This window comes from Luteimonas composti (assembly GCF_042678665.1).
Classification (GTDB): Bacteria; Pseudomonadota; Gammaproteobacteria; order Xanthomonadales; family Xanthomonadaceae; genus Luteimonas; species Luteimonas composti.
In genome coordinates, this window is the sequence record NZ_JBHTKU010000001.1 from 877,627 (window position 1) to 899,365 (window position 21,739).

At 71.0% G+C, this 21,739-nt stretch carries 20 protein-coding genes; 11 read left to right on the plus strand and 9 right to left on the minus strand.

The annotated features are described in order from the left end of the window. Nucleotides 1-11: 11 nt before the first annotated feature. Nucleotides 12-842: a hydroxypyruvate isomerase family protein gene (locus ACFQ2D_RS04040; RefSeq protein WP_280940962.1), complete on the minus strand. Its 831-nt coding sequence runs from the start codon at nucleotides 840-842 to the stop codon at nucleotides 12-14. A 535-nt stretch (nucleotides 843-1,377) separates the two neighbouring features. On the opposite strand from ACFQ2D_RS04040, the gene ACFQ2D_RS04045 reads away from it, so the two are divergent. The 5 genes from ACFQ2D_RS04045 (at nucleotide 1,378) to ACFQ2D_RS04065 (ending at nucleotide 4,934) form a co-directional block, all read left to right on the plus strand. Beyond that, a complete protein-coding gene (locus ACFQ2D_RS04045; protein WP_280940766.1) occupies nucleotides 1,378-1,962 on the plus strand; it encodes an RNA polymerase sigma factor in 585 nt (194 codons plus the stop codon). Continuing rightward, a complete protein-coding gene (locus tag ACFQ2D_RS04050; protein ID WP_280940765.1) occupies nucleotides 1,959-2,516 on the plus strand; it encodes a hypothetical protein in 558 nt (185 codons plus the stop codon). Before ACFQ2D_RS04045 ends, ACFQ2D_RS04050 begins: the two co-directional genes overlap by 4 nt. A 27-nt stretch (nucleotides 2,517-2,543) precedes the next feature. After that, the gene (locus ACFQ2D_RS04055; RefSeq protein ID WP_280940764.1) at nucleotides 2,544-3,425 is read left to right on the plus strand and encodes a DUF4097 family beta strand repeat-containing protein; all 882 of its coding nucleotides are present in this window, start codon (nucleotides 2,544-2,546) and stop codon (nucleotides 3,423-3,425) included. Between the two features lie 210 nt (nucleotides 3,426-3,635). Beyond that, nucleotides 3,636-4,049, plus strand: a complete 414-nt coding sequence (locus tag ACFQ2D_RS04060) for a hypothetical protein (RefSeq protein WP_280940763.1) — start codon at nucleotides 3,636-3,638, stop codon at nucleotides 4,047-4,049. A 24-nt stretch (nucleotides 4,050-4,073) separates the two neighbouring features. Next, nucleotides 4,074-4,934, plus strand: a complete 861-nt coding sequence (locus ACFQ2D_RS04065; protein WP_280940762.1) for a bile acid:sodium symporter family protein — start codon at nucleotides 4,074-4,076, stop codon at nucleotides 4,932-4,934. Between the two features lie 122 nt (nucleotides 4,935-5,056). On the opposite strand, the gene ACFQ2D_RS04070 is transcribed toward ACFQ2D_RS04065, so the two are convergent. From ACFQ2D_RS04070 to ACFQ2D_RS04080, 3 genes are all read right to left on the minus strand, one after another. After that, the gene (locus ACFQ2D_RS04070; protein ID WP_280940761.1) at nucleotides 5,057-6,472 is read right to left on the minus strand and encodes a M16 family metallopeptidase; all 1,416 of its coding nucleotides are present in this window, start codon (nucleotides 6,470-6,472) and stop codon (nucleotides 5,057-5,059) included. A 10-nt stretch (nucleotides 6,473-6,482) separates the two neighbouring features. Then, nucleotides 6,483-7,868, minus strand: coding sequence for a M16 family metallopeptidase (locus ACFQ2D_RS04075; protein ID WP_280940760.1), 1,386 nt, complete (start codon nucleotides 7,866-7,868; stop codon nucleotides 6,483-6,485). A gap of 106 nt (nucleotides 7,869-7,974) precedes the next feature. Continuing rightward, complete coding sequence (locus ACFQ2D_RS04080; RefSeq protein ID WP_280940759.1) at nucleotides 7,975-9,312, minus strand: dicarboxylate/amino acid:cation symporter; 1,338 nt, start codon at nucleotides 9,310-9,312, stop codon at nucleotides 7,975-7,977. Between the two features lie 251 nt (nucleotides 9,313-9,563). Here ACFQ2D_RS04080 and ACFQ2D_RS04085 point away from each other — a divergent pair, with 251 nt between their 5' ends. Together ACFQ2D_RS04085 and ACFQ2D_RS04090 are read left to right on the plus strand one after the other, a co-directional pair. Beyond that, entirely contained in the window at nucleotides 9,564-11,252 is a 1,689-nt protein-coding gene (locus ACFQ2D_RS04085; RefSeq protein WP_280940758.1) for an alkaline phosphatase, read from the plus strand. Between the two features lie 89 nt (nucleotides 11,253-11,341). After that, nucleotides 11,342-12,985 (plus strand): sensor domain-containing diguanylate cyclase, encoded by a 1,644-nt coding sequence (locus tag ACFQ2D_RS04090; protein ID WP_280940757.1) that lies wholly within the window; start codon nucleotides 11,342-11,344, stop codon nucleotides 12,983-12,985. 21 nt (nucleotides 12,986-13,006) lie between these two features. Here ACFQ2D_RS04090 and ACFQ2D_RS04095 read toward each other — a convergent pair whose 3' ends face one another. Beyond that, on the minus strand, nucleotides 13,007-13,459 hold the full coding sequence (locus ACFQ2D_RS04095; protein WP_280940756.1) for a CopD family protein: 453 nt from the start codon (nucleotides 13,457-13,459) through the stop codon (nucleotides 13,007-13,009). A gap of 78 nt (nucleotides 13,460-13,537) precedes the next feature. Between ACFQ2D_RS04095 and ACFQ2D_RS04100 the strand changes: the two genes are divergently transcribed. Both ACFQ2D_RS04100 and ACFQ2D_RS04105 read left to right on the plus strand, forming a co-directional pair. Beyond that, entirely contained in the window at nucleotides 13,538-14,140 is a 603-nt protein-coding gene (locus tag ACFQ2D_RS04100) for a class I SAM-dependent methyltransferase (RefSeq protein ID WP_280940755.1), read from the plus strand. 90 nt (nucleotides 14,141-14,230) lie between these two features. Beyond that, nucleotides 14,231-15,559: a polyhydroxyalkanoate depolymerase gene (locus tag ACFQ2D_RS04105; protein WP_280940961.1), complete on the plus strand. Its 1,329-nt coding sequence runs from the start codon at nucleotides 14,231-14,233 to the stop codon at nucleotides 15,557-15,559. A gap of 21 nt (nucleotides 15,560-15,580) precedes the next feature. On the opposite strand, the gene ACFQ2D_RS04110 is transcribed toward ACFQ2D_RS04105, so the two are convergent. The 3 genes from ACFQ2D_RS04110 to ACFQ2D_RS04120 form a co-directional block, all read right to left on the minus strand. Next, nucleotides 15,581-17,854 carry a CocE/NonD family hydrolase gene (locus ACFQ2D_RS04110; protein ID WP_386795529.1) on the minus strand — a complete coding sequence of 758 codons (2,274 nt, stop codon included), beginning with the start codon at nucleotides 17,852-17,854 and terminating at the stop codon, nucleotides 15,581-15,583. Between the two features lie 88 nt (nucleotides 17,855-17,942). Beyond that, nucleotides 17,943-18,851, minus strand: coding sequence for a sensor domain-containing protein (locus ACFQ2D_RS04115; protein ID WP_280940753.1), 909 nt, complete (start codon nucleotides 18,849-18,851; stop codon nucleotides 17,943-17,945). Further along, on the minus strand, nucleotides 18,848-19,225 hold the full coding sequence (locus ACFQ2D_RS04120; RefSeq protein ID WP_280940752.1) for a PadR family transcriptional regulator: 378 nt from the start codon (nucleotides 19,223-19,225) through the stop codon (nucleotides 18,848-18,850). The genes ACFQ2D_RS04115 and ACFQ2D_RS04120 overlap by 4 nt, the downstream gene beginning before the upstream one ends. A gap of 115 nt (nucleotides 19,226-19,340) precedes the next feature. On the opposite strand from ACFQ2D_RS04120, the gene ACFQ2D_RS04125 reads away from it, so the two are divergent. Continuing rightward, on the plus strand, nucleotides 19,341-20,276 hold the full coding sequence (locus tag ACFQ2D_RS04125; protein ID WP_280940751.1) for a peptidylprolyl isomerase: 936 nt from the start codon (nucleotides 19,341-19,343) through the stop codon (nucleotides 20,274-20,276). A 79-nt stretch (nucleotides 20,277-20,355) separates the two neighbouring features. Further along, nucleotides 20,356-20,652, plus strand: a complete 297-nt coding sequence (locus tag ACFQ2D_RS04130; RefSeq protein ID WP_280940750.1) for a hypothetical protein — start codon at nucleotides 20,356-20,358, stop codon at nucleotides 20,650-20,652. A gap of 17 nt (nucleotides 20,653-20,669) precedes the next feature. Here ACFQ2D_RS04130 and ACFQ2D_RS04135 read toward each other — a convergent pair whose 3' ends face one another. Then, nucleotides 20,670-21,626 (minus strand): aldo/keto reductase, encoded by a 957-nt coding sequence (locus tag ACFQ2D_RS04135; protein ID WP_280940749.1) that lies wholly within the window; start codon nucleotides 21,624-21,626, stop codon nucleotides 20,670-20,672. Nucleotides 21,627-21,739: the final 113 nt, after the last annotated feature.

Consider the following 21,739-nt stretch of genomic DNA (forward strand, 5'->3'; position numbering starts at 1 on the left):
GTTGCGTTGTCTTACACGTCGCAGAGGCGGATGGCCTCGCGCAGGGAGGCGACCGGATCGGGTGCCGAGGGCATGAATTCCTGGGCGATGAACCCGTCGAAGCCGGTGTCGCGGATGGCGCGGCAGATCGCCGGATAGTTGAGTTCCTGCTCCGGTCCGATCTCGTGCCGGCCCGGCACGCCCGCGGTGTGGTAATGCACGAACCAGCGATGGTCGCGGCGGATGGTGGCGATGATGTCGCCCTCCATGATCTGCATGTGGTAGATGTCGTAGAGCAGGCCGAAATGCTCCGAATCCAGCATCTCGCACAGCGCCACGCCCCAGGTGGAGCGGTCGCAGAGATAGTCGGGGTGGTCGACCCGGGAGTTCAGCAGTTCCATCACCAGCCGGACGCCGCGCTTCCCGGCATGGCCGAGGATCCGCTTGAGGCCGGCGGCCGCGTTGGCCATCCCCTCGTCCGGGTCCATGCCGTTGCGGTTGCCGGAAAAGCAGATCAGGTTGCGATAGCCGGCATCGGCCACGAGGTCGATGTGGCGGGTATAGCGCGCCACCAGTTCGTCGTGGAAACGGCGATCGGCGAAGCCCTTCTCCAGCCCGAGTTCGGCGCCGTTGCACATCGAGCTGTGCACGCCATGGGCCTTCAGCGTGGGCCAGTCATCGGGGCCGACCAGGTCGATGGCGGAAAAGCCGATCTGCTTCACCGTCCGGCACAGGTCGGCGATGGGCATCCTTCCGAACGTCCAGCGCGCCACGGAATGCTTCAGGTTGCCCGTGAGCGGCCGCGCGGCGACATCGGCGGCGGACACAAGCCCTGCCGTCGCCAGTCCCAGCCCGCCCACCATCGTGGCGCGAAGCGCGTCGCGCCGGGTGATCGTGTGCTTCAAGTCAGGCCTCCCGGGCGAGCCCATGCAGCGGTTCGGGTCGTGCGGACGGGCCGGCCGGCCCGTCCACCGGTCCGGCGACCGGGTCGACGAGGCCCGGACGATACGCCGCGCGGCCGCCAGGGCAACCCACGGCAGACGGGTTCATGAATCATGGTGACCGGTGCGCGCGCGCGAGGTGCGCCGGCCGCACAGGGCCTGGTCGACGAAATGCCCATGCTCCACCGGCCTCCCAACCGGCACAGACACGCGAATCCGCTCGGATGCAATCGATTGCACGATAGCAACCGCCGTCGCGATTGCAAGGCCCTTCGTCGCGACTTGGGCACTGCCCACCGCGCGGACATGGCCCCGTGCAAGGCGGCGCCTCGCGTTCACGGTTCCGCTTCCGCCGCCCGCCGCGTACCGGACCCCGAGCGCTATGCGGCCAGCCGCGGACGCCGAAGCCGCCGCGGCGCGTTTAAACCCTGCGCCGCGTCCCGGCATCGGACTCGATATGCTGATGGCGACGATGAATGCATCCCTCGACGAGGCCGCGACGGCGGCCGACGTGGACCACGCCCTGGCGCGCGCGTCCGCCGGCGGCGACGCGACCGCGTTCGAGGCGCTGTACCGGCGCCACGTCGGCCGGGTCCACGGCGTGATCCTGCGGCTGGTGGGACACCAGCACAGTCGCGCCGAGGACCTGACCCAGGAGGCCTTCGTCCGTGCCTGGCAGGCCCTGCCCGGATTCCGGTTCGAAAGCACGGTCGGCACCTGGCTGCACCGGCTGGCGGCGAACACCGCGCTGATGGAGCTGCGCACCCGCCGCGCCGGTCCGGCGATCGATGCCGACGACGAGGCCCTGGACATGGTGGGCACCGGCGACACCGCCGGCCATCGCACCGCCCTGTCGATGGACCTGCAGCAGGCGGTGGACAGCCTGCCGCCGCGGGCCCGCGCCGTGCTGGTGCTGTACGACATCGAGGGCTGGACCCACGAAGAGATCGCCACCGCGCTGGACATGGCGGTCGGCAGTTCCAAGGCGCAGCTGCATCGCGCCCGCAGGCTGTTGCGCACCAGGCTTGGAGATTCGGAATGAACACCCCCCGCAACGAACACGACCTGCCCGCGGCGCTGCGCATGCAGCTGCGGGCGCTGCACGCGGCGCAGGAGCCCGGCCGCGACCTGTGGCCCGGCATCGCGGCACGCCTGGCCGAGCAACCGCCGGCGCAGGCGCAGGGACCCGCACCGTCCTCCAGCGGACGCTGGCGTGGCCTGCCGCGGATGCTGTGCCTGGCCGCGGTGCTTGCGCTGGCGCTGGGCCTCGGCTGGCAGCTGCGTCCCGGTGACCAGCCCCCGGCTCCGGCCGCGGTGTCCCCGGCACCTGCGTCCGACATGATCGGTCCCGCCACCGGTGCCCCGCTGGTGGTCGTGGCCGAAGCCATGACCCGCGAATACCGGGGCGCACTGCGCGAACTGCCGGCGCCGCGGCCCGCTACCCCGGGTTATTCCAGCCTGCTCGAACTCGACGCCAACGCCGCCGCCGTGCGCGAGGCGCTGGCGCAGGATCCCGACGCCGTCTTCCTGCTGCAGCGGCTGCAGCACATCCATGCCCGCCGCCTGGCGCTCACCCGGCAACTCGCCAGCGCCTGACGCACGCCACCTTCCAGGAGAACCCCGATGAAAGTCCTGTCCCTCAGCCTGCTGGCCGCACTGGCGGCGGCGCCCGCCATCGCCGCCACGCCCATCAACGAAACCCGCCCGCTGGATCCACGCGGCAGCATCGACGTGTCCAACGTGAAGGGGCGCATCGAGGTGCGCGCCTGGGACCGCGACGAAGTGCGCATCACCGGCAGCCTCGGCGACGGCGTGGAGCGCCTGCAGATCGAAGGCGACCGCAGGAGCCTGGAGGTCAAGGTGCGCTATCCGCGCAACAGCAGCCGCGCCGAAGCCACCACGCTGGTCCTGCAGGTGCCGCAACTGGCGGAACTCGAGGTCGAGGGCGTCGCCGTCGAGATCGACGTACAGGGCGTGGCCGGCCGTTCGCTGGAGATCGAAAGCGTCAGCGGCGACATCGTGGCGGTCGGCGCGCCGCGGCAGGCCGACATCAGCAGCGTCAGCGGCAACCTGCAGCTCAACCTCAACAGCCAGAAGGTGGATGTCGAGACCGTCAGCGGCAACATCGCGCTGCGCGGCCGGATCAGCGGCGAGATCTCGGCCGAGACCGTGTCCGGCGACATCCGTATCGACAGCCGCGGCGAACCCGCGCGCAAGCTCGACACGTCCAGCGTCTCGGGCAACGCCAGCTACGTCGGCGGCCTCGCCGCCGGAGGCAGGATCAACGCCGAATCGGTCAGCGGCGACATCCGCCTGAGCCTGCCGCGCGCACTCTCGGCGCGCGTCCACGGCGAGAGCTTCAGCGGCGACCTGCGCGCGCCCCAGGCCAGCATCCAGCGTCCCGGCTTCGGCCCGGGCTCGAGCTTCGAGCACACCTATGGCAGCGGCGACGGCGAAATCCGGATGGAAACCTTCTCCGGCAGTGCGGAGCTGGTGCTGGAGTAAGGTCCCGCGGGTCCGCGGCACGATGCCGCGATCCGCCATCGGCCGCCCGGCAACCTCGCGAGAGGCGCCGGGCGGTCTCGTGTCCGGCCGACGCATTCGGGGCGGCGTGCCGAGCGCGCTGCCGCCCGGCGCCCCCGGCCACTTCGGCGCCGATGCTAGTATCCGGCCACCCGCCGCGCGCCCGTCGCCGGCGATCTCCGGGGAGGGAGCATGGTCCGTTCGACGCTCGCGGTGCTGCTCGGCCTGCTGGTGGCGCTGGCGACGATGCTGCTGCTCGAATACATCGGCATGTCGCTGTTCCCGCTGCCGCCGGGCGTCACGCTCGAGACCGAAGAAGACCTCGCGCGCATCGTCGCCTCCGCCAGTCCCGCCAAGCAGGCCTGGGTGCTGATGGGCTGGACGCTCGCGGCCCTGGCCGGGGGCTGGACCGCGACGCGTGCCGGGCGTCGCCGCACCGGGGAGGCGCTCGCCGTCGGCGCCCTGATCGTGGCCGGCGTGCTGGCCAATGTGGCCATGCTGCCGCACCCGGCATGGATGACGGCACTGGGCGTGCTGTTGCCGCTGCCCGCGGCCTGGTCGGGCGCGCGCCTTGCCCGGCCGCGCGCCGCTCCGCCCACGCCCTGACCCGCCACCGAGGAGCGCCCCACGATGCAGGCATCCCTGCTGACGACCCTGCTGCTGCCGCTTGCCCTGGGCGTGATCATGTTCGGCCTGGGGCTGGGCCTGACCATCGACGATTTCCGGCGCGTGGCGCGCTACCCGCGCGCGGTGCTGGTGGGCCTGCTCCTGCAGACCGGCGTGCTGCCGTGGGTCGCGCTGGGCCTGGCGCTGGCGTTCCGGCTGCCTCCGGAGCTGGCGGTCGGCCTGATGCTGCTGGCCGCATCGCCGGGCGGCGCCACCGCCAACATCTACAGCCATCTCGCCCACGGCGACGTGGCGCTCAACATCACCCTGACCGCGATCAACAGCCTGCTGTGCCTGGCCACCCTGCCGGTGATCCTCAACCTGTCGCTCGAATACTTCCTCAGCGCCGGGCAGTACGTGCCGCCGCCGGTGCGGAAGATCATCGAGGTGGCCGTAATCATCGTGATGCCGGTGGCGATCGGCATGGCCGTGCGCCGTTTCGCGCCGGGTTTCGCGGCCCGGATGGAGAAGCCGGTGCGGCTGTTGTCGGTGCTGGTGCTGGCGCTGCTGATCGTGGCAGCGGTGGTCCAGGCCTGGAGCACCCTGCTGGCCTGGTTCGCGGTGGTCGGCCTGGCCTGCCTGCTGTTCAACCTCGCCAGCATGGGCGCGGGCTACGCGGCGCCGCTGGCGCTGCGGCTGCCGAAGAAACAGGCGCTGGCGATCGCGATGGAAATCGGCATCCACAACGGCACCCTGGCGATCTTCATCGCGCTCAACGTGCTCGGCAATGCGGCGATGTCGGTGCCGGCCGCGGTGTACAGCCTGCTGATGTTCTTCACCGCGGCCGGTTTCGCCTGGTGGGCGGCAAGGCGCGACGCTGGCTGATGCCGGGGTCCGCGCGACGGCGGCGCCCGCGCACCGCGATCGCATGCGGGGCGGTCCACCCGGAAACGGAACGGGGAGCCATGGCCGGCTCCCCGCAGTGACATCGGCGCTGCGCGACGCGATCAGCGCTGGACGTCGAACTCGCCGTAGGGCTCGAGCTGTCCGGCGATGGTGGCGGCGTCGCCGACCACGATGATCGACTGGTCCTTCGGATCGAAGTACTCCTTCGCGATCGCCTGCACCTGCTCCGCGCTGACCTCGCGGATGCGGGGGACGTAGTTGGCCAGGTAATCCGAGGGCAGGCCCACCAGCCAGTTGCTGGCCAGTGTTGCGGCCACCGAGCCCTGCATCTGGTTGCCGATCAGGTAGCCGCCGGCCACGTAGCGCTTGGTGTCGGTCAGTTCCTCTTCGGGCACCGGCTCTGCGGCGAGGCGGGTGAACTCCTTGAAGAACTCTTCCAGCCCCGCGCCGGTGACCTCGTTGCGCACGTCGGCACCGGCCTGGATGCGGCCGCCCACGCGCGACGGTGCGAAGCCGGCGCTGGCGCCGTAGGTGTAACCCTTGTCCTCGCGCAGGTTCTGGTTGACGCGGCTGGAGAAGCCGCCGCCCAGCACGGTGCCGGTCAGCACCGCCGGCACGTAGTCCGGATCGGTCGCCGCAATCGCCGGACGGCCGATGCGCAGGGTCGACTGCACGCTGCCGTCGCGCTGGATCAGCACCCGGCTTGGCTGCGCGGTGCGCCGGGCGGCAGGCGTTTCCGGGGGTTCCGCGCCGGCCACCGTCCAGTCGCCGAAGGCGGCCTCGGCCAGGCGGAAGGCTTCCTGCGCATCGATGCGTCCGGTGACCACCAGCAGCGCGCGGTCGGGATGGAAGCGCAGGCCGTGGGCCTGGCGCAGCAGGTCGGGAGTGACCGCGCCGATCGAGGCCTCGGTCGGCTGGGTGCGCGCGTAGGGATGGTCGCCATAGGTGGCGGCCAGCAGCGCGCGGTTGGCCTTGAACGAAGGCTGCGCCTCATTGGCCTTGAGCGCCTGCAGTGCGTTGGCCTGCGCCAGCCGCACCTCGTTTTCGGGGAACGAAGGGCTGCGCACGATCTCGGCCAGCAGTTCGAGCATCGGCGCGGCATGGCTGGCCAGGGCGTCGGCATAGACCGTGACGCCGTCGTTGCTGGCGCCTGCGCCGACGCTGCCGCCGTAGCCCTGCGCGGTCTCGGCGATGGCGCGCGAATCGCGCTTGGCGGTGCCCTCGGTGAGCAGGCCGGCGAACAGGCTGGCGAAACCGTTGGCGCCAGCCGGGTCGGCGGCGAATCCGGCGTTGCGCACCGCCAGCACGTAGTCCACGTGCGGCATGCCGTCGCGCGGCACCACCCACACTTCCAGGCCGTTGCCCAGCACCCGCTTCTCGATCTGGGCGACCGGCAGCGGCTTGTCCTCGCCGAACGGCGGCAGATCCTTCGGCAGCGGCGCGGCGGGACCCGCGAAGGTGGCGCCGGACACGGCCAACGACACGGACAGGGCGAGGAGGCTGATTGCGTTCTTCATGGTCGTCTCCTTATTCCTGCGCCGGCGCGGCCGCGGTGCGCGCGGCGAGGATCGCTTCGGGCACGCGGTCGATCACGGTGCGGTTGGGAGCGGTGAGGTAGGTGCGCGCGGCGCGCTGCACGTCGGCCGAGGTCACCGCCCCGATCCAGCCGGGGATGCGGTTGGCGACATCGGCATCGCCCCAGAGCAGCTGCAGCTTGGCCAGGGTGTCGGCGCGCGAGAGGAACGACTCCAGGCCGTTGTACCAGTTCGCCAGCAGCTGGGTCTTGACCCGCGCCAGGGTGGCGTCGTCGACGCCCTCGGCGACGATCTTCGCGATCTCCTCGTCCACCGCCCCGGCGATCGCATCGGCATCGGTGTCGGGCTTGTACAGCGCGAACACGGTGAACAGGGTCGGGCCGTTGTACTCCCACTCGCTGGTCAGGCCGTAGAGCGAATCGACGTTGAGCGCCAGCTCGCGACCCTTCACCAGCCCCTGGTAGAGGCGCGAGGCGTCGCCACCGGCGAGCAGCGCGCCGAGCACCGACATCGCCGGCTGGTCCGGGCTGCCGCGGTCGGGCATCTTCCACGACAGCGCCACCGCCGGCACCTGCGCCAGCTTGTCGGGCTGCACCAGGCGCTTTTCCTGCGTGTTCAGGCCTTCGCTGAAGTCCGGGCCTTCGGGTACCGGGCGCGCCGGGATGCTGCCGAAATACTTCTGCGCCAGGGCGAAGCCTTCTTCCGGCGAGATATCGCCGGCCAGGCCGAGCACGGCGTTGTTGGGGCCGTAGTAGTCGCGATGGAAGGCCTTGACGTCGTCGAGCGTGGCCGATTCCAGGTCTTCGAAACTGCCGTAACCGTCGTGGTTGTTCTCCCACTTCTGGAAGGCGTTGAAGCCCACGTCCAGCCACATGAAGCCGCCGTAGGGCTGGTTCTGCACGTTGACGCGGATCTCCTCCTTCACCACGTCCTGCTGGTTCTTCAGCGTGGCCGGGTTGAAGTCGAGCATGCGCATGCGGTCGGCCTCGAGCCACAGGATCGGCTCGATCGCCGAAGACGGCGCGATCTCGATGTAGTTGGTGAAGTCCGGGCGGGTGGAGCCGTTGTTGCGGCCGCCGCCACCGGTGATCACGCGGTCGAAGATGCCCTCGGGCGCGTTCTCCGAGCCTTCGAACATCAGGTGCTCGAACAGGTGCGCGAAGCCTGTGCGGTTGCGCGGCTCCAGCCGCATGCCGATGCCGTAGACCACGCTCACGCCTACCACCGGCGAGCTGCGGTCCTCGGACACCACCACGGTCAGGCCGTTGTCCAGTTTCCTGACCGCCACCGGGATCTCCCAGCCGTCGTCATCAGCCGCCATGGCAGGCATCGCCGCCAGCAGCAGGCCCAGCACCATTCCCGCACGCATCGACTTCATGGGCACCTCCGGCCCGACCAGGACGCCACACCCTACCCCAGCCGCCCTGCCGGCACCGTGGCCGGAAGTCATGGCCGCGGCGGCCGGTCCGGGTCCTGCGCCGGTCTCAGCCGCGCTCGCCGCTCTCCCCGGCCTCCACGCCGACGTTGCTCGAGGCGCGTTCGAAGACCTCGCGGTCGAGCAGCCCGGTCTGCCGCGCCACCAGCACCGGCACCAGCACCTGGCCGGTGACGTTGGTCATCGTGCGCATCATGTCGAGGATGCGGTCGATGGCGTAGAGGATGCCGATCGCCTCCAGCGGCAGCCCCGCGGCGCTGATCACCACCGTGGCCATGATCACCGCCGTGCCCGGCACGCCCGCGGTGCCGAAGCTGCCCAGCACCGAGGCCAGGGCGATCAGCAGGTACTGGCCCACCGACAGTTCGATGCCCATGAACTGGGCGATGAACACCGCGCCCAGCGCCGGGTAGATCGCGCCGCAGCCGTCCATCTTGATGCTGGCGCCCAGCGGCACGGCGAAGCTGGCGTAGTCCTTGTCGACGCCGAGGTTGTGGGTGGCCGAGCTCAGCGACAGCGGCAGCGCGGCGAAGCTGCTGGAGGCCACGAAGCCGATCTGCATCGCCGGCGCCGCGCCGCGGAAGAACTTCAGCGGGTTGAGCCCGTGCGCCAGCAGCAGGCCGCTGTAGACCACGAGGATCTGGAAGGCGCAGGCGGCATACAGCGCGATCACGAACTTGCCCAGCGGCAGCAGCTGGCCGAAGCCGTAGCTGCCCACCAGCGCCGCGATCAGGCCGAAGGTGCCCAGTGGCGTGGCTTCGAGCACGAAGCGCGTCACCTGGATCATCAGTTCGCGGCCCTGGTCGACCAGCGAGCGCAGGCCGGCGGTCTTCTCGCCCAGCTTCACCAGGGCGAACCCGGCGAGGCCGGCGAAGAAGATCACCTGCAGGATGGTGAAGTTGCTCGGCACGATGATGTTCTGGCCGTCGGCGCTCTTGCCCGCCCCCAGCGCGGCCAGCGCGCGGAACGGGTTTTCCGGGACGATGTTGAACAGCACGTCCAGCGGACCCGGCACCTCGCGCGGACGGTAGTTCTCGGCCACGTGCAGGCTGGCCGCGTCCACCCCGAGTCCGGGCCTGAACACCGCTCCGAACGCCAGGCCCACCGCCACCGCGAGCACAGCGGTGATGGCGAACCAGAGGAAGGTGCGCCCGGCCAGGGCCGCGATCGAGCGCTGCCCCGCCAGCGAGCCGACCGCGCTGACCACCGCGAAGAACACCAGCGGGATCGCGATCATCTTGATCAGGTTGACGTAGACCGTGCCCAGCGGCCCGAACCAGGTCTGCGCCGCCGGCCCCATCAGCCAGCCGGCCAGGGCGCCCAGCACGAAGCCGGCGGCCACGCGCTGCCAGAAGGGGATCTTGAACCAGGCGCGGACGGGGGGCATCGGTGAAGGTGGGGGCGCCGGAGGCGAAGCCGCCACCTTAGCGGACCGGTCCACGCGACGCGATGCGACCGCTGGAACAGCGCGCCCCGCAAGCGGGACGCCCGCCGGGGCGCGGGCAGGCGCAGGCGCCATGTGCCGCGGCATCGGCGGCATAATGGGCGGTTTCCGGTCGCGTCTCCCGATCGCCTTCCCCGACCCCGGGGCCGGCACGGGCAGGTCGCGTCCGGCGCCCCCGCCACACCGGATCCGCCATGCCCCGTCTGACGTCACTCCTTGCCACCGCGCTGCCGGTCCTGCTGGCCGCCGGCTGCGCCACCCCCGCACGCGATTCCGCGCCCGCCCTGTGGCACGTGGAAGTGCCGCCGATCAGCCGCCCGGAGGGCGAGACCGCGGATTGGTGGTACCGCAGCGGCGCCGCGCATGCCGCGGCCAACGGCGCCATGGCCGGGAAGGCGAAGAACGTCATCGTGTTCCTCGGCGACGGCATGAGCCTGACCACGGTTGCGGCCGCGCGCGTGCTCGAGGGCCAGCGCGCCGGCGGCCCGGGCGAGGAGAACCTGCTGTCCTGGGAGCGCTTCCCGCACACCGCCTTCTCCAAGACCTACAACACCGATTCGCAGACGCCCGATTCGGCCGGCACCATGACCGCGATCGCCACCGGGGTGAAGTCGCACATGGGCGCGATCGGCGTGTCCGCGGGCGGGCGCAGCGACTGCGCCGGCAGCCTGGAGCGCCAGCTGGTGTCCTGGCTGCAGCTTGCCGACGACGCCGGCCTGGCCACGGGCATCGTCAGCACCGCCCGCCTCACCCACGCCACCCCGGCCGCCACCTACGCGCACGTGCCGGACCGCAACTGGGAGGCCGACTACGAGCTTCCCGCCGCGGCCGCGGAGGCCGGCTGCCGCGACATCGCCGCGCAGCTGCTCGACTTCCCCGCCGGACGCGGGCCCAGCGTGGTGCTGGGCGGCGGCCGCGCGAAATTCCTGCCCGCGTCCCAGCCCGACCCCGAGCACGCGGACTGGACCGGCAAGCGCCGCGACGGCCGCAACCTCGCCGAGGAATGGGTGCAGCGCCGCCCCGGCGCCACCTGGGTATGGAACAGCGCCCAGCTGCGCGCGACCGGCGAGGCCAGTGCGGTGCTCGGCCTGTTCGGCTACGACCACATGCAGTACGAGCACGACCGCGACCGCGGCGCGGAGGGCGAGCCCGACCTGGAAGAGATGACCCGCTTCGCCATCGAGCACCTGTCGCGCGATGGCCGGGGCTTCGTGCTGCTGGTCGAAGGCGGCCGCATCGACCACGCCAACCACGAGGGCAACGCCTACCGCGCCCTGGACGAGACCGTCGCGATGTCGCGCGCGGTCCGCGCCGCCGCCGGGCTGACCTCGCCCGAGGAGACCCTGATCGTGGTCACGGCCGACCATTCGCACACGCTCAACTTCGTCGGCTATCCGCGCCGCGGCAACGACATCCTGGGCAAGGTTCGTGGCCGGGTCAGCGAGGACGACGACCCCGACCACTACGCCCGCGACGCCCTCGGCCTGCCCTACACCACCCTGGTCTATGCCAACGGTCCCGGCTACACCGGCGCCAGCGCGCGCCAGCCGGCCGGCCCCAAGCGCCACCTGCACCGGCCCGGAACCTTCGAGCCGGCGCAGGGGCGTCCGGACCTCTCGCAGGTCGACACCGCCGATCCGGACTTCATGCAGGAGGCCCTGGTGCCGTTAACCTCGGAGACCCACGGGGGCGACGACGTCGGGATCTGGGCCCGTGGTCCAGGCAGCGAGGCGTTCCGCGGCACGCTGGAGCAGCACGTCATCCACCACGTCATCGTCCAGGCGACCCCGGCCCTGCGGGGCCGGCTGTGCGCCCTGGGCTACTGCAATCCCGACGGCGTCCCGGTCGAACTTCCCGACCGGTCGGCGTTCGCCCCACGCTGAGCGCCGCAGCCATCGGATAGGGCTGCGGGTTTTCCATCCTCCGGTCGCGCCGCCAGGCAGGCGGCAGCGACCCTCGCGCGCGAGCACCGATGTCCCCGTCCCCAACGCAAGGCAAGTCCCGCTGGCGCATCGCGCTGGGCCTGCTGCTGGCCGGGCTGGGCGCCGCATCCGGCGCGGCCGCGGTGCCGGCCGTGCCCGGCGAATTCCTGCTGGCCGGCGCCCCGGCGGCCGAGCCGGCGCCGATGCGCGCCTGCACGCCACGGATGCGCGAGGGCCTGCGCGAACACCGGATCGAGCCGCCCCCCGGCGGATGGCCGGGCGTACCGCAGGCGATCAACGTGTTCAACGTGTTCGCCGGCGAGGTGATGGTGGCGCTCGGCGAACGCGAGGTCTGCGGCCGCATGCACGATGCGCGCACGCGCGATTCGCGCTTCCGCACCAGCGTGGGACTGGTCGCGGTGCCGGCGGCCGGTAGCCGCGAGCCGATCCGGGTGGCCTGGGCCGAGCCGCTGCAGGCGGACTGGCGGCCCACCGTGGTACTGGGCGCGCCCAGCCCGGTGCAGCAGATGGACACGATGCGCCTGCTGGTGCGCGTGTCCTGCATGGCGATCGGGATGGCGTTGGCGATGTCCGCGCTGATGGGCTTCATCGGCACGCGCGACCGCAGTTTCGTGCTGCAGGCCGCCGCCTGCCTGGTCCTGGTGCTGGGCCAGGCCGTGCTCAGCGGATTGAGCGGCTACCCGCGGCCGTGGCTGCCGGTGGGCGACCACGAATCCTGGTGGCTGGCCGCGTTCACCGCTTTCGGCATCGCGGCCCTGCTTTACGGCATCTGGCGACAGTCGGGCGTGGCCGGCACGCTTGCACCGGTGCGGCGGGCGGTCGCCTGGGCCATGGCCGCGGCAGCGTTGGCCGGCCTGCTGGTGCCGCTGCTGCCGCCGGCCGGCCTGCGCGCGTTGATGGCGGGGCTTGAGACCGGCTTCGGCATGGCCTGCCTGGCGCTGCTGGCGGTCACCGGCCTGTCGCTGCGCCGCGGCGACCGTGGCGCTGTCCTGGGCGTGGTCTCGATCGTGCCGTTCCTGGCCATCATTGCGGCGGAACTGGCCGACAGCCGCCTGCTGGCGTCCTACCGCATCGAGATCCTGCAGCTGGCGGTGACCTGGTTCCTGATCGCGATGGGCTACGCCCTGACCCGCCGCTTCAGCCACCTGCGCCGCCAGCACGATGCGATGCGGGTGCTGGCCGCGACCGACGAGCTGACCGGCCTGCCCAACCGCCGCAGCGGCCTGGCGCGGCTGGAGCAACTGTTCCAGTCCGCCCGCGACAGCGGCGAACCGCTCACGGTGGGCTTCGTCGACATCGACCTGTTCAAGCGCATCAACGACGTGCACGGCCACCACGTGGGCGACCAGGTGCTGGTGGCGGTGGCCGAGGCCCTGGCCGCGTCGATGCGCGACCGCGGCGACGTGGTGCGGATGGGCGGCGAGGAGTTCCTGGTGGTGCTGCCCGGCGTCGACCTGCCGATGGCGACGCCACGACTCGAACTCATGCGCCAGCGCGTGCGCGAGGCCGGCGAGGCGCTGGGCATCGAGGGCCTGCAGGTCACCGCCAGCATCGGTCTGGCCAGCCTGTGCGCAGCTGACGAGGACCCCGCCTCGCTGCTGCGCCGCGCCGACGGTGCGATGTACCGCGCCAAGCAGGACGGGCGCGACCGGGTCTCCGGAGCGACTGCCTGACCGGCGGTCCGGAGCCGGCGGTCAGAACGGCTTCGCCAGCACCAGCCAGATCACCGCCAGCAGCAGGAAGACCGGCACCTCGTTGTACAGCCGCAGCGCGCGCGTCGTCGGCAGCGCACCCGGCTCTCCGGCCCGGCGCAGCCAGCGCGCGCCGACGATGAAATGCGCCAGCAGCAGCGCCACCAGCGCCAGCTTGGCGTGCAGCCAGCCGCTGCCGGCGCCGACCATGGTCGGGAAGTCCGGGATCACCCGGTAGCCCAGCCACAGGACCAGGCCCGCGACCACCGCCAGGCCCAGCATCACGTGGCCGAAGCGGTACAGGCGCCGGCCCATCAGCATCAGCCGGTCGCGCACCAGCGGCTGGTCGCCCGCTTCGACCAGGTTGATCAGGATGCGCGGCAGGTAGAACACCGCCGCCACCCAGGCCATCACGAACAGCAGGTGCGCGGACTTGATCCAGAGATAGGCTTGCATGCGGATTCCATGGGCGCGCGCGGCGACGGCGGCGGTGACACGGGCTATTGTAGCGGCCGCTTCCTCACCGCCCGCGCCATGAGCAAACGTTACGACCAGCGCTATTTCGACACCTGGTACCGCCGCCGCGGCATCGGCGGCGCGCAGCGCCTGGCGCGCAAGGTGGCGCTGGCGGTGGCCACGGCCGAGTACCACCTCGAACGTCCGCTGCGCACGGTGCTCGATATCGGCTGCGGCGAAGGCGCCTGGCGCGCACCGCTGCTGCGGCTGCGGCCGAAGGCGCGGTACCTGGGCTTCGACAGCAGCGAGTACGCCATCGCCCGCCATGGCGCGAAGCGCAACCTGCACATGGCGCGCTTTTCCGATTTCGCCAGCCTGCGTCCCTGCCCGCCGGTGGACCTGCTGGTATGCAGCGACGTGATGCACTACCTGCCGTTGAAGGAGCTCGACCGCGGCCTGCCCGGCCTGGCGGAACTGTGCGGCGGCGTGGCCTTCCTCGAATGCTTCGCCCGCGAGGACGAGACCGAGGGCGACGAGGACGAGTTCCAGGCCCGCCCGGCCGCCTTCTACCGGCGCCGGTTCCAGGCGCTGGGGCTGCGCCAGGTGGGGTCGCACTGCTGGCTCGCGCCGGGGCTGGCCGACAGTACGGCCGCCCTGGAGCTGGCCCCGGCGGGCGCCTGACCTCCGGGCGTCCTTCCCCTTCGGCCCCTTGACGGCGCCGCCCGGCCCATCGGTTATGCTGCGACGCAGCAGCCGCCGACCGTGACGCCGATGTTCCTCTACCAGCTCCATGAACTCACCCGCTCCTGGATGGCCCCGCTGACCTATTGGGCGGAAGCCAACGCACGCGCGTTCTCCACGCCGGGCAGCTGGCTGTCGGGCATGCCCGGCGCCGAGCGCATCGCCGCGGCCAACGAACTGGTCCATCGCATCGGCAAGGATTACGAGAAGCCGGCCTTCGACATCCACTCCATCGAGTGGGAAGGCGAGGTCTATCCGGTGGTCGAGAAGACGGTGCTGTCCACGCCGTTCTGCAACCTGCTGCGCTTCAAGCGCTACACCGACGACGCCGGCACCATCGGCGAGATGCGCGGCCAGCCGCCGGTGCTGATCGTGGCGCCGCTGTCGGGCCACCACGCGACCCTGCTGCGCGACACCGTGCGCACCATGTTGCGCGATCACAAGGTCTACATCACCGACTGGGTCGATGCGCGCATGGTCCCGCGCGAGGCCGGGCCGTTCACGCTGGACGACTACGTGCGCACCATCGAAGGGTTCATCCGCCATATCGGCGCGAAGGACCTGCACGTGATGAGCGTCTGCCAGCCGACCGTCCCGGTACTGGCCGCGATTTCGCTGATGGCCGCGCGCGGCGAGCCGGTGCCGCGTTCGATGGTGATGATGGGTGGCCCGATCGATACCCGCCAGTCGCCGACCTCGGTGAACAACCTGGCGACGAAGCGGCCGCTGTCGTGGTTCCAGAACAACGTCATCCACCCGGTGCCGCAGAACTACCCGGGCGCGGGTCGCCGCGTCTATCCCGGCTTCCTGCAGCACACCGGTTTCATGGCGATGAATCCCGAGCGCCACTTCATGTCGCACTGGGACTTCTACCAGAACCTGGTCAAGGGCGACCTCGACGACGCCGAGTCGCACCGCCGCTTCTACGACGAGTACAACGCGGTGCTCGACATGCCCGCCGAGTACTACCTCGACACGATCCGCGTGGTGTTCCAGGAACACCTGCTGCCGCGCGGACTGTGGGACGTGGGCGGCGAGCGCGTGGATCCGGGCAGGATCTCCGGCACCGCGCTGATGACCATCGAGGGCGAGCTCGACGACATCTCCGGCCTGGGCCAGACCCGCGCCGCACACGACCTGTGCACCGGCATCGGCCAGGCCGACCGCCAGCACTTGACCGTGCAGGGCGCCGGCCACTACGGCATCTTCAGCGGCCGGCGCTGGCGCGAGCAGGTCTATCCGAAGGTGCGCGATTTCATCGCCGCAAATGCGGCGGAGGAACGCGGGCGCTCGCCGGCCGGGCGCGAACGCCGCGCCGGCAGGCCCCCATCGCGCAGGAAGGCTGCCGCCCCGCGCTGAGCGGCCCGGCACCGCCTCCACTCAGTCCCGCAGCGGCACGCGGATCACGCTGTCCGTGTGCCAGTCCACCACCAGTGGTTCACCGGCGTCCGCCGCGGACTCGTCGCTCACGTCCTTGCCCGTGCCCATGTTGACCTGGTGCCGGGCGTCCTTGAGAACGTCCACCACCACCAGCAGCCGGCTGCCTGCCGGCATAAGGCGCCCCGTCATCCGCGTGCGTTCGAACGGCAGCGTGGTCCACTGGCCCGGCACCAGCAGTTCCCTCCGCGTCATGTCGCGGGCATGGCTGGCGCGACCGACGTAATACGACAGCTGCATCGCGCTGCCGTCAGGCCGCAGCTCATGGAGCACCACGCTGAAGTCGAAATCGCGCTTGCTGCTGCGCACCTTCAGCTCACCGGAGAAACTGCCGACCACCGCGGTGGGGCGGTCGAAGGGCGCGCTGGCAAACGCGTAGCTTCCGTCGACGTCGATCCGCTCGATCACGATCGGGTCCGGATAGTAACCGCCATGCTCGCCCGTCCGATCGGCCAGATCGACGCGCCTGCTCATCCAGGCCGCCCGCTGGACCGGCGCCTCCGACAGCAACCGGTAGCTGCCAGCGCGCGCATCCGACAGGTGGAAGGTGACGGCAGCCGCCGCGTCCGCGAGCGAGGGCGCATGCCCCCAGGCGTCGGCGCCCATCAGCTGGTAGTTGACCCGGTCGCGCAGAAGCGGCGGGCGTTCGCCGCCGCGCAACACGTGGTCGAGCCACTGGAACGTCAGCTCCCGGGTGTCGAACTGCGCGGACGGATCCAGATCGTAGCCCCGCAGCGATCCCGGCTTCATCGTTGCCTGTGCGCCGAAGTGATCGTAGGGACCGATGACCAGGTAGTGGCGCGCGTCCGGCCGGTGACGCAGATGCTCCCTGAAGTACTGCAGCGCCGAAATCTGTGCGTCGTCGTAGTACCCGGTGATGCTGAGGACCGGAATATCGATCCTCCTGAAATCATCGCCGTAGGGAACCATCGCTTGCCAGTACGCATCGTAGGCCGGATGCATCAGCCAGCGCTGCAGCCATGGATTGGGCGTACCGTCGACGCGGTCGATCTGGCGGTACGGCCGCTTGCTGGCATACCAGGCTTCCGGTAGCCGCTGCCAGCGCTCGCGGTCGAAGTAGGTTGCGGTATCGAGCAGGCGATCGTTGGCAACGTAGAACGGCCAGGCGTAGTTGGCGCTGAGGAATACGTTGTTCTCCATCGGCAGGCCGAGGCCCGGAATGGCCGCCGCGTAGGGCACGATCGTCTTCAGCGCCGGGGGCATGCGCTTGGTCGCCGCCCACGCCGCGAACCCGGAGTAGCTGCCACCATACATGCCGACGCGGCCGTCGCTCCAGGGCTGGCGGGCGATCCACTCCACCGCGGCGGCGGCATCATCGGCCTCGGCCTCGTAGGGCCGGATCGCATCGGTGCCGAGACGCTTGCCACGCGCATCGACGACCACCCCGGCATAGCCACGCGCGGCGGCTTCCACCGCGATGGCGCGATTGGCATCGGGATCGGTGTAGATGGTGAACAGCATTGCCGCCGGTTGCGGCATCTGCAGCCCGCGGCCCCGCGCGACCACTGCCGACAGCGTCGCGCCGTGCGGCGTCCGGACCAGCACGCCTTCGTCGATCAGATAGCGCTCGTCCTCGTCGGCTGCAACCAGGGCCGGTGCAAGCGTCGTCGCGGCACCAAAGGTGGCGACAAACGCCTGCCTGCGCGCCAGCCCCACCGCCTCTTCCAGTCCGATGCGGGTTCTCCCGTGGAGCGATGCCAGTGCAGCGCGCAGGCCCGCCCTCGCGCCCTCCACATCCGCCGCGAACCAGTAGGCGGTGCGCTGCGCCTCGAGATCTTCCAGCCCGCCGAAGTACGCGCGGAACGCATCCGCATAGGCATCGTCGAACTGCCCGCGCATGGTGCCCGCCTGTGCGTACAGGAGGTACGGCGTCCAGCGCCGCGCCCGCTCGGCATCGCCGCCAGCCGCCAGCTGCCGCATGACTGCGGCGACCGCCTGCGCCGTGTCCGCCGTCCGGCCGGACGCGATCTGCAGATGCGCAAGGCCGGCCGGAGGCACATCGACCGCGCCACGCCGGACGGCATCGAGCACGTCGCGCGACAGCATGGCAACGCGCTCGGCGTTCGCCTCGTCGCCGCCCGGAGCCGCGACGGCGAACGGGAACTCCGGAGCCGAGGCCCACGCCAGCCACGGAGCGAGCAGCAGCCACAACATCAAACCCTGCCCGTGCGCGGCCAGCCCAAACGGTCCTGCCATCATCGTGCTCCTCGTCTCGAGTGCCACGACCGCCTCGCGCTCTGCCCTGCGGCAAGCGCCGCGGCAGGCCAGGCCGCCCGGCCAGGGGTCACGTGAACTGCGCCGTCTTCACCAGCAGATGCTTGGCGAACAGGCCGTGCATGCGGCCGATCCCGCGTGCGATGTGCAGGGTCACCGCCAGCACGAGCGCGCCGATCACGGCCAGGAACGGCAGCAGCCACGGCGCCTGCTCCGGGATGTCCAGGCCGAACAGCCAGACGTTCAGGTGCACTCCCGGCAACAGGGCGAGCGGGCTCAGGATCAGCGACAGCGCGATCGACAACAGGCCGATCGTGACGCTGAAGTAGGCCACGCCCAGCGGCAGCATCAGCACGAAGTACAGCATCGTGCTCCAGGTGCGCGGGTCGGTGAACATGTCGCCGATGCGCTGCCAGACGCTGCGTCCGCGCGCGGTGTACAGCGGCCGCCGCGGCATGCGCTCGCCCAGCATCACCTCGACGATGCGGCCTTCCACCAGCGAGAGCACCCGCACCGAGCCGAAGAACAGGATCAGCAGGGGCACGCCGATGATGGTGATCGACAGACCAAGCGATACGGAAAAGCCCGCCACAACCCAGGTGAAGAAGAAGACGCCGGTCGCCAGCGACAGCAGCATGTAGAACAACGAGGCGTAGGCGCGTGGGTCGGCGAAGACGCCGAAGAAGCGCCCGAGCGCGGAGCCGCGCGGACGCGGCGGCGGGGCGCGCAGCGCGGTCTGCACCTTGACCTCGGTGTCGCGGTAAATGTCAGCGACCTCGTCCGGCGCGCCGTAGCTCGAGGCCACCGCGGCGATCACCTCCGCCTCGCTCCTGCCGGGGTTCTCGGCCAGCTCCGAGCGCAGGTATTCCTCGGCGTCGTAGAGCGCGTCCTGGACCAGGGCCGGATCGGCGCCCGCCAGCGAACGCCGCAGGTGCGCCAGGTATTCCGGGATGGTGGTCGGCAGGCGTTCGCTGTTCATTCGCTGTGTCCCTCCAGGACGGCGTCGACGGAGTCCCGGGTCGCGCGCCACGCGGCGGCCCAGTCGCGCAGGGCCGTCCGCCCCGCGCTCGTAATGCGGTAGTAGCGCCGGGGCGGTCCGGCATCGGACGGCTCGACGAAGCTGTCGAGCAGGCCGGCGGCCTGCAGGTTGCGCAGCACCGGATAGAGCGCGCTCTGCTTGCCGCTCAGCACGCCCTCGCCCGAGCGTTCCAGGGTCTTGGCGATCTGGTAGCCGTACATCGGCTCGCCCGAGGCGCCCAGCACGGCCAGCAGCGCCAGCGACACCGTGCCCGCGCTCAGTTCCTTCTGGAACTTGCGCAGCTGCGCTTCGTCGTTCGGTTCGCCCCCGCCCATGCGTCTCTCCCGCTACTGCAGGCAGACTATTGCGAACTTCGCTATAGCGAATGTGCCATTAGTCCATGGCCTCTCCGGCGACCACAATCGGTCGATCCACCGACCGGACCCCCGCATGCGCCGACTCCTTTCCCGCGCCATCCTCCTCGCCGTCGCCGCCGGCGGCGTGCCGCCGCTGGCCGCCGCAGGGCCGCAAGGACCCGCCCGGCCGCCGACCACGCAGCAGGTGCTCGATGCTTCGCAGCCGTCCGACTGGCGCACGCCGGCGCCCGACAACACGCTGTACATGGACCTGGAGGGCGGACGGGTAGTGATCGAGCTGGCGCCGGCGTTCGCCCCCGCGCACGTGGCCAACATCCGCACCCTGGCGGCCGAGGGATTCTGGAACGGCACCAGCATCTACCGCTCGCACGACAACTTCGTGGTCCAGTTCGGCGATGCCGACGCCGACGACCCGGCGAAGGCGAAACCCCTGGGCTCGGCGAAGACGGCGCTACCCGCCGAGTTCGAACGGGCCGCGGCCGGCCTGCCCTTCCACGCCCTGCCGGATCCCGACGGCTGGGCCGCGCAGGTGGGCTTCGCCGACGGCTTCCCCGCCGCGCGCGAGGGCGCCGACGGCCGCGCCTGGATGGCGCACTGCTACGGCGCGGTCGGCGCCGGCCGCGACATCGCGCCCGACAGCAGCCTGGGCGCCGAACTCTACGTGGTGACCGGGCAGTCGCCGCGCCAGCTCGACCGCAACATCACCGTGGTCGGCCGCGTGCTGCGCGGCATGGAACTGCTCAGCGCGATCCGCCGCGGGCCGCCGCCGCTGGGCATCTACGAGGATCCTGCCCAGCGCACGCCGATCGTGTCGATCACGCTGGCCTCCCAACTTCCCGAGGCGCAGCGCGAGCGCATCGAAGTGCTGCGCACCGACACGCCGACCTTCGACGCCCTGGTCGAATCGCGCCGCAACCGCAGCGACGACTTCTACCACCGCCCGGCCGGCCACATCGACCTGTGCAATATCGCAATCCCGGTACGCACGCCGGGCGAGGACGCAGGCTGACGACGCGGCGGGCTTCCTCACGCGGCGTTGGCCGGGCGCTGCCTAGTCTGCCCACGCCCCCAACGCCCGAGAAGCCACGATGGCCCAGCTCCGCCTCCGCATCGTCAGTTCCGAAGACAACGTCCGCGCGATCATGAACCTGCTGCAGAGCCTGGAGGGAATCGAGCACGTCGAGGAAGTGGCCGACCTGATGCCGCACATGGACGACCCCGATTCGAGTTCGGCCGGCCTGCACGACGCGCGCGGCGCGGAAACCCACGAGATCGAGGTGGAGATTCCCAACCCGTCCACCGCCCGCAAGGTCCGCGACGCGGTCGAGGCGCTGGCCTTCGAACTCGATGCCTTCGTCGAGATCGAGGACGACGAACAGGAGTGACGCGTCCCGCCGCCGGATCAGCCGGCGGCCGGCAGCGCGTCGATGTACGCGGCCATGCGCGCGCGCTGTTCCGCGTCGGGCAAGCGTCCGCGCGCCGCCCCCAGGTTGTCGGTCATGTTGCGCGCCTTGCTGGTGGCGGGCGTGATGCAGGTGACCGCCGGATGCGCGGCCACGTACTTGAGCATGAACTGCGCCCACGAGTGGGCGTCGAATTCCGCGGCCCATTCCGGCAGCGAACGCTCGCCGATGCGGCTCCACAGCCGTGTGCGGCCGAACGGCAGGTAGACCAGCACGCCGATCTTCCGCTCCTGCGCCAGCGGCAGGATGGTCTCCTCCACGTCGCGGTTGTCGACCGCGTAGTCCACGCCGATGAAGTCGATCTCCTCGTTGCGCATCGTGTCGATGAGGCGGGAGTAGGCGGGCTTGCTGGTGGAGGTGACGCCGACATAGCGCACCCGCCCCTGCGCCTTGAGTTCGCGCAACACGCCCAGGTGGGTCGGCACGTCGGCGAGGTTGTGCACCTGCACCAGGTCCAGCCGCTCCTTGCCGAGGTGCTTTAACGAGGCCTCGATCTGCTCGCGCGCCTTCGCCGGGTCGGCCTTCGCGTCCTCGCCGCGGCCGGCGACGTTGACCTTGGTCGCCCAGAACAGGCGGTCGGTGATGCCCAGCTCGCGCGCCAGCGCGCCGGCCACCTCCTCCGATGCGCCGTAGGCCGGTGCGGTATCGAACACGCTGCCGCCGCCCGCCACCAGCGCCTGCAGCACGTCGCGCAGCGCGGAGGCGTCCTCGCCGCGCGCGACCTGCGAGAACGTGGCCGAACTGCCCAGCCCGATCAGCGGCAGCTGCTCGCCCGACGACGGGATCGGTCGCGTCAGCAGCGGGGCGTCGTCGGCGGCCAGCAGACGGCCCTGCGGCAGCAGGGTCGCCAGGGCGGCGGCCATCGAGAACTTCAGGCAATCGCGGCGCGTGGTCATGGCGGGATCCTCGGCGTTGCGGACGGTGTCCCGAGTCTGGCCCCTCGGGGCCACGGGAGCAACGTGCGCGCCTTCCACCTTGGCCGCATACCGCGGGGCGTGGCCAGCCACTA